Source organism: Raoultella sp. (assembly GCF_039594335.1).
Lineage (GTDB): Bacteria > Pseudomonadota > Gammaproteobacteria > Enterobacterales > Enterobacteriaceae > Klebsiella.
The window spans coordinates 1-7673 of the sequence record NZ_JBCNNS010000170.1; the positions used below are offsets into that span (position 1 = coordinate 1).

A 7673-nucleotide genomic window follows, 5' to 3' on the forward strand; every position below is an offset into this window, starting at 1 on the left:
GCCCGTGAACAAAACGTCACGTTCCTGCTCGCCGTCGGCGGCGGTTCGGTACTCGATGGCACGAAATTCATCGCTGCGGCGGCACACTATGATGAAAACGTCGATCCGTGGGAAATTCTCGAAACCTTCGGCAGCCATGTGAAAAGTGCCATCCCGATGGGCTCCGTGCTGACGCTGCCGGCAACCGGTTCCGAATCCAATAAAGGTGCCGTAGTTTCGCGTAAAACCACCGGTGACAAACGCGCCTTTATGTCTTCTCATGTGCAGCCGGTGTTTGCGATCCTCGATCCGGTTTACACCTATACCCTGCCGCCGCGTCAGGTGGCCAACGGCGTTGTTGACGCATTTGTCCATACCGTTGAACAGTACGTGACCTACCCGGTCGATGGCAAAATTCAAGATCGCTTTGCCGAAGGCATTCTGCTGACCCTGATTGAAGAGGGCCCGAAAGCGCTGAAGGAACCGGAAAATTACGACGTTCGCGCCAATATTATGTGGGCGGCTACCCAGGCGTTAAATGGCCTGATCGGCGCCGGTGTTCCACAGGACTGGGCAACACACATGCTGGGTCACGAGTTAACCGCGATGCATGGCCTCGACCATGCCCAGACGCTGGCCATCGTTCTGCCGGAATTGTGGAATGAAAAACGCGATACCAAACGTGCGAAACTGCTGCAATATGCTGCCCGCGTCTGGAATATTACCGAGGGTTCTGAAGACGAACGTATCGATGCCGCTATCGCCGCGACGCGCCACTTCTTCGAACAGCTTGGCGTACCGACCCGTCTTTCCGACTATGGTCTGGATGGTAGCTCCATCCCGGCGTTACTGGCTAAACTGGAAGAGCATGGCATGACGGCGCTGGGTGAAAATCAGGACATCACCCTTGAGGTCAGCCGCCGGATTTACGAGGCCGCACGCTAAGTTTTCCCTTTCCCCCTCTCTTCTCCTTCCGCAAACTTGCGAGAAGGAGAAGAGTTTTACTACCGTTTTTAGCTATTTCGTCCAGGCTTAATGCTACCCCTTAGCGGAATGTATACCGCTGAGTTTCATTAACAGGAGGAAGGCATGACACATCCAACCGTTATAAAACTGCACGACGGCAACCTGATGCCGCAACTGGGCCTCGGCGTGTGGAAAGCAGGCAACGAGGAAGTCGTCTCCGCCATTCATAAGGCGCTGGAAGTCGGTTATCGCTCTTTTGACACCGCCGCCGCCTACCAAAATGAGACCGGTGTCGGCAATGCGTTACGCAGTGCAGACATCCCCCGCGATGAGCTGTTCATCACAACTAAACTTTGGAACGACGACCAAAAACGTCCTCGTGCAGCGCTGCAAGAGAGCTTGCGCAAGCTGCAGCTCGATTACGTCGATCTCTATCTTATGCACTGGCCGGTTCCGGCGATTGACCGCTATGTTGATGCCTGGAAAGGCATGGTTGAACTGCAAAAAGAGGGACTGGTCAAAAGCATCGGTGTCTGTAACTTCCAGGTGCACCATCTCCAGCGGCTGCTGGATGAAACCGGCATCGTGCCGGTGATAAACCAGGTAGAGCTGCATCCTTTGCTCCAGCAACGTCAGCTTCATGCCTGGAACGCTACGCATAAAATTCAGACCGAATCCTGGAGCCCGCTGGCGCAGGGTGGTGAAGGCGTTTTCGATGAGAAAATTATTCACCATCTGGCGGATAAATACGGAAAAACTCCCGCGCAGATTGTTATCCGCTGGCACCTGGACAACGGCCTGGTGGTGATTCCGAAATCGGTGACGCCGGCACGTATTGCGGAGAACTTCAACGTCTGGGATTTCCGTCTCGATAAAGACGAACTGGGTGAGATGGCGAAACTGGACCAGAACAAACGTCTGGGACCGGATCCGGATCAGTTCGGCGGATAACATATAAAAAGGCCGGATGGCGCGGATGCCGATCCGGCCGGTGGTTCACCGTTTTACTGGCCCGGTCAGCGCTGCGCCGCCGGGCCATCCGACAAACTTAACGGCTGGCGACCTTACCGCGTTTTATCGGCTTCCTCGCCGTCTCCCCACCGTTCGAACGCTGATGCGTAATCGGCGTATGCTTGGTCAACGCCGGGCGGGTATTGCGGTTCTGACGACGCGCTTCGCGCATCTCATCCAGCGTCGGAGCAGGCACCAGACAGTCGCGGCGCGATCCAATCAAATGCTTCTTGCCCATGCTCTCCAGCGCCTGACGAATCAGCGGCCAGTTCGCCGGATCGTGGTAACGCAGCAGCGCTTTATGCAGACGGCGCTGTTTGTCGCCTTTTGGCACCACAACGTCTTCACTCTTATAGCCAATCTTAGCCAGCGGGTTCTTGCCGGTATAATACATGGTGGTCGAGTTGGCCAGCGGCGACGGATAGAAGTTCTGCACCTGGTCGAGACGAAAACGGTGTTTTTTCAGCCACAGGGCCAGGTTCACCATATCTTCGTCGCGCGTGCCCGGGTGCGCAGAGATAAAGTACGGAATCAGGTACTGCTCTTTGCCCGCCTGCTTCGAATAGGTATCGAACAGCTCTTTAAAGCGATCGTAGCTTCCCATACCCGGCTTCATCATTTTTGACAGCGGGCCTTCTTCCGTATGTTCCGGGGCAATCTTCAGATAGCCGCCAACGTGGTGAGTCGCCAGCTCTTTGATATAGCGCGGATCCTCGACGGCGATGTCATAGCGCACGCCTGAGGCGATAAGGATTTTTTTAATGCCTTGCAGATCGCGGGCGCGACGATACAGATTGATCGTTGGCTCATGGTTGGTATCCATGTGCGGGCAGATATCCGGATAGACGCAGGATAAACGGCGACAGGTTTGTTCCGCACGCGGCGACTTGCAGCGCAGCATATACATGTTGGCTGTCGGGCCGCCAAGATCGGAGATAACACCGGTAAAGCCGGGAACCGTGTCGCGAATCGCTTCGATTTCATTGATGATCGAATCTTCGGAACGGCTCTGAATGATGCGGCCTTCATGCTCGGTGATGGAGCAGAAAGAACAGCCGCCGAAACAGCCGCGCATAATGTTTATCGAGAAACGAATCATCTCGTAAGCCGGAATACGGCTATCGCCATATGCCGGGTGCGGGACGCGCTTATATGGCAGCGCAAAAACGCTGTCCATCTCTTCCGTCGACAGCGGGATCGCCGGTGGGTTAACCCAGATATAGCGCTCGCCGTGTTTTTGCATCAACGCGCGCGCGCAGCCTGGGTTGGTCTCATGATGCAGAATACGTGACGCGTGCGCGTACAGCACCTTGTCCCCTTTGACCTTCTCAAAAGAAGGCAGAAGGACGTAGGTTTTTTCCCACGGCTTCGGACGCGGCGGTTGCACGGTGACGCGCTTGGCTTCTTGTTTTGGCGCGACGGTTTTGTTATCCGCGCACGGTAGGTCTTCGCCATACGGATGCGGGATCGGGTCAATTTTACCCGGCGTATCCAGGCGGGTAGAGTCCACACCGCTCCAGCCCGGCAGCGCCTCTTTGACCATAATGGCAGTATTACGCACATCGCGAATTTGGCCAATCGGCTCACCGGCGGCCAGACGATGCGCCACTTCAACCAGCGGACGCTCGCCGTTGCCAAACATCAGCATATCGGCCTTCGAATCGACCAGCACCGAACGACGCACGGTATCAGACCAGTAATCATAATGCGCGGTACGGCGCAGGCTGGCCTCGATCCCCCCGAGGATCACCGGGACATCTTTCCACGCTTCTTTACAGCGCTGGGTATAGACCAGCGTGGCGCGGTCAGGACGTTTACCGGCAACATTGCCCGCGGTATATGCATCGTCGTGACGCAGCTTGCGGTCGGCAGTGTAGCGGTTGATCATCGAGTCCATATTACCGGCGGTGACCCCAAAGAACAGGTTCGGTTTGCCGAGGCGCATAAAGTCATTTTTATTATTCCAGTCAGGCTGGGAAATAATCCCGACGCGGAATCCCTGCGCTTCCAGCATGCGTCCGCAAATCGCCATACCAAAGCTCGGATGGTCTACATACGCATCGCCGGTGACCAGAATAATGTCGCAGCTATCCCAGCCAAGTTGATCCATCTCTTCGCGTGACATTGGTAAGAACGGCGCCGGGCCAAAGCAGGCGGCCCAGTACTGCGGCCAGGAAAAAAGGTCACGATCCGGTTGGATCAGGGATATTGCGCTCATATTGCTTCCGGGAAAAATGATAAAAAAATAATCAAAGGGCAGCGATTATAAGCCGGATCGATGATGGAAATGAAGGGAGATTTACTTATACCCTGACCGCGATTCAGTCAGGGTATGAGGCATTACGATGCCGGATTGACCAGCATCTGGCCAATTGAGCCACGGTCGGCAAGCTCCAGCGTCTGGCTCAGGAACTGGAATGGGAAGTGCGGCCAGGAAGGTTGCGCGTAGTACACCAGCAGCTCCACCTGCCCGTCGATCCAGACGGTATCTTTCCAGCCGCGGTCCTCCGGGAATGGCGCGGCTCCGTTCACGTTACGCACCTGGAACATCACCCCTTCTACATGGAACGACTGCGGCCGATCGGCACGCACCGTCCAGCGCTCCCAGGTGCCCTGCTGGGCGGTGATATCAATGCGTTGCGGATCCCACAGATTGCCGTTAATCCCCGGATCGTCGCCCAGAGAGATATCCCGCGAGCGAACCGGCGTGCCGGGCAGGAACTCCGTCGGCAGCAGACGTACCGGCAGGCTATCAGTGACCAGCGGCAGCAGGCCCGTTGGACGCAACGTTAACAGCAGCGTAGAAATCAGGATGCTCGACGGTTCGAAGAAGCCACGGATACGATCAACGATGCTTGCCGCTTCGCCGCAGGTAATCGATACCTCATCGCCGTTAGTCATATCCACCAGAATTTCTCGCCGCTCGCCGGGAGCCAGCGACAGCTGTTTCAGCGAAACCGGCGCGGGTAAAAAGCCCTGATCGCCGGAGATAACGTGTATCAATCGGCCATCGCTCATCTGCAGCTGATAACGACGAGAGTTAGAGGCGTTCAGCAGGCGCAGACGCACCCAGCCGCGCGACACTTCGACATACGGGCTCTGCGCGCCGTTCACCAACAGCGTATCGCCAACAAAACCGCCGCTACCGGGTTCGCTGTATTCCGGCGTACCGAAATTATCCAGTCTCTTGTCCTGAATAATCACCGGGAAGTCATCCACACCATAGTGATTAGGAACGGGGAGGTTTTTGCTGGTTTCATCTTCCACCAGCCACATGCCAGCCAGACCATTATAGACCTGTCTGGCCATATGGTTCGGCGTATTCGCCTGATACCACAGCGTAGCGGCACTCTGGCGAATCGGCAGCACCGGTGCCCAGTCGGCGTTCGGCGACATCATTCGCGCCGCGCCGCCAATCAGCGGACCAGGAACCTGCAGGCCCCGAATGGTCATGGCGACGTTTTCCGTCAGCCGATTGCTGTAAATGAGCTTAACATCATCGCCATTCCACACGCGGATCGTCGGCCCGAGATAGCGGCCATTCACGCCCCATACCGAGGCGCGCGTTCCCGGAGTAAATGACCAGTGCGCCCGCTGCAGAGTTAAAAACAGCGGCTGACCTCGGCGGGATTCCAGCAGCGGCGGAACCGGCAAGGCTGGCTGCTGGCCGGCGGCATTTGCGTTCAGCGGCATGGCTCCCGCGCACAGCGCTACGCCTGAAGCCTGAATAAACTGACGCCGACTGAGTGACATATTAACTCCATGGAATACTAACTCATCAAAAAGGGAATTCGTTTCCCGCTAGCCCTGCGCTCACGTTATCGCAGCAGTTCCTGGTTTATTTCTTTGCCGCCGCTTCGCGCTCAGCAACTTCGCGATCCAGCTCTTCAATCTTCGCCGCCATCAGCTCGCGGCAGTGCGTTGCCAGCGCGCGTACGCCCTCTTTACCAAACTGGCTGGTATCGACCGGCGGCAGCATTTCGACAATCACCAAACCATTGTTCAGGCGATTGAGGTTAATTTTATTCGATGTATTGGAAACGCATACCGGAATAATCGGCACGCCTGCGGCAATAGCCGCGTGGAAAGCGCCGGTTTTAAAGGGCAGCAAACCGCGACCGCGGCTGCGCGTACCTTCCGGGAACATCCAGAAAGAGATTTTGCGTTTTTTAAACGTATCGACGACCTGCGAGATAGTGCCATGTGCTTTCGCCCGGTTATTACGGTCAATCAGCAGGTTCCCCGTCAACCAGTAGAGCAGGCCAAAAAACGGGATCCACACCAGGCTCTTTTTACCCACGGTCACGGTCGGCGGCTGTACGATGTTTGATGCCGTCACCATATCATAGTTGTTCTGATGGTTAGCGATGTAAATCGCATTGCCATAGCTCTCTGCATCCGCGGGCTTACGCGTTTCCACCTTCAGGCCGAACAGCGGAGAGAGTCGGCCAAACAGATGCCCGAAGGTGGCAACGTGTTTCGGATTACGCGGGCTGAACAAGCAGTAAATACAGCCAAATATGCACACAAAGATACAATAAATAACAACAACAATTAGTCGAAAAATAAATAGCATAGCTACCTCTAAAACCCAAACCGCTGAGAATGATACCCGTTAAACTTCAGTTCGTATGCGCGAACGACGATATCGCCCGGTACATCGTGACCGCACGTGCACGACACGCCTGTCACGTTCGTCTCGCGTTTAAGCGTCACTCACGTGTAGAGGGTACTGACTCGCTGTTTAGCAGATTGCAGGCGTCGGGTGTCATTTGCTCACCGCCCGACGTATTTTGAATGATTTTGCGCCTATTGTTAATCGCAACACCTGAATAAACAACGATTTTGCGGCAAATTTTAGCATCCCCTACCTGATCGCAGGGGATGCTCATCTTACTCTTCGCTATCGCCCGCCGACGATGCCCGGCGCGGCGAATCGATTTCCACACGATCGATTTTCTGCAGTCCGCGCATCAACGAGCCGCGACGACCGCGTTCACCGGTGACTTTTTGCAGCTCTTCCGGACGCAGTTTAATCTTGCGCTTCCCGACGTGGATAGTCAGCGTGCTCTGCGGCGGCAGCACGAACAAGTGCGCCAGACCATCCTGACCGGAAGCCGCTTCCGCCGACGGAATATTGATAATCTTATTCCCCTTGCCTTTTGACAGCTGCGGTAAATCGCTGACCGGGAACATCAGCATGCGTCCGGCAGAGGTGATCGCCAGCAACATGTCTGAATCATCTTCGATCACCAGCGGCGCCATGACCCGCGCGTTATCCGGCAACGTAATCAGCGCCTTGCCTGCGCGGTTGCGCGCCACCAGATCGTTAAAGGTACAGACGAACCCGTAGCCGGCGTCAGAGGCCATCAGCAGCTTGCGATCGTCGCTTTCCATCAGCATATGTTCAACGCTGGCGCCCGGCGGTAGCGTCAGTTTGCCGGTAATCGGCTCGCCCTGACCGCGTGCCGACGGCAGCGTAATGGGATCGATGGCGTAGCTACGCCCGGTGGTATCAATAAACACCACCGGCTGGTTGCTCTTGCCTTTCGACGACGCTTTCCAGCTATCACCCGCTTTATAGCTCAGACCCTGCGCGTCAATATCGTGGCCTTTGGCGCTCCGCACCCAGCCCATTTGCGACAACACAATGGTCACCGGTTCAGACGGCAGCATATCGTGCTCGCTCATCGCTTTTGCTTCTTCGCGCTCGCACA

5 protein-coding genes and 1 pseudogene are annotated in these 7673 nt (G+C 56.0%); 2 read left to right on the forward strand and 4 right to left on the reverse strand.

What is annotated here, in order from left to right:
• Both yqhD and dkgA read left to right on the forward strand, forming a co-directional pair.
• Window positions 1-924, forward strand: a 924-nt coding sequence (gene yqhD, locus ACZAHD_RS20195) for an alcohol dehydrogenase (RefSeq protein WP_462458342.1), incomplete at its 5' end; no start/stop codon positions are given.
• Window positions 925-1068: 144 nt separating this feature from the next.
• The gene (gene dkgA / locus ACZAHD_RS20200) at window positions 1069-1896 is read left to right on the forward strand and encodes a 2,5-didehydrogluconate reductase DkgA (protein ID WP_462458343.1); all 828 of its coding nucleotides are present in this window, start codon (window positions 1069-1071) and stop codon (window positions 1894-1896) included.
• Between the two features lie 97 nt (window positions 1897-1993).
• Here dkgA and ACZAHD_RS20205 read toward each other — a convergent pair.
• From ACZAHD_RS20205 to ACZAHD_RS20220, 4 genes and pseudogenes are all read right to left on the reverse strand, one after another.
• Window positions 1994-4263 (reverse strand): annotated as a pseudogene (locus tag ACZAHD_RS20205) (YgiQ family radical SAM protein).
• Window positions 4264-4296: 33 nt separating this feature from the next.
• A complete protein-coding gene (gene ftsP / locus ACZAHD_RS20210; protein ID WP_462458344.1) occupies window positions 4297-5709 on the reverse strand; it encodes a cell division protein FtsP in 1413 nt (470 codons plus the stop codon).
• 85 nt (window positions 5710-5794) lie between these two features.
• The gene (gene plsC / locus ACZAHD_RS20215; protein WP_462458345.1) at window positions 5795-6532 is read right to left on the reverse strand and encodes a 1-acylglycerol-3-phosphate O-acyltransferase; all 738 of its coding nucleotides are present in this window, start codon (window positions 6530-6532) and stop codon (window positions 5795-5797) included.
• A gap of 317 nt (window positions 6533-6849) precedes the next feature.
• Window positions 6850-7673, reverse strand: an 824-nt coding sequence (locus ACZAHD_RS20220; RefSeq protein WP_462458346.1) for a DNA gyrase C-terminal beta-propeller domain-containing protein, incomplete at its 5' end; no start/stop codon positions are given.

Excerpts from the sequence above, each read along its gene's own strand:
- ftsP (WP_462458344.1), bottom strand. The coding sequence starts at position 5,709 with ATGTCACTCAGTCGGCGTCAGTTTATTCAGGCTTCAGGCGTAGCGCTG.
- plsC (WP_462458345.1), bottom strand. The coding sequence starts at position 6,532 with ATGCTATTTATTTTTCGACTAATTGTTGTTGTTATTTATTGTATCTTT.
- dkgA (WP_462458343.1), top strand. The coding sequence starts at position 1,069 with ATGACACATCCAACCGTTATAAAACTGCACGACGGCAACCTGATGCCG.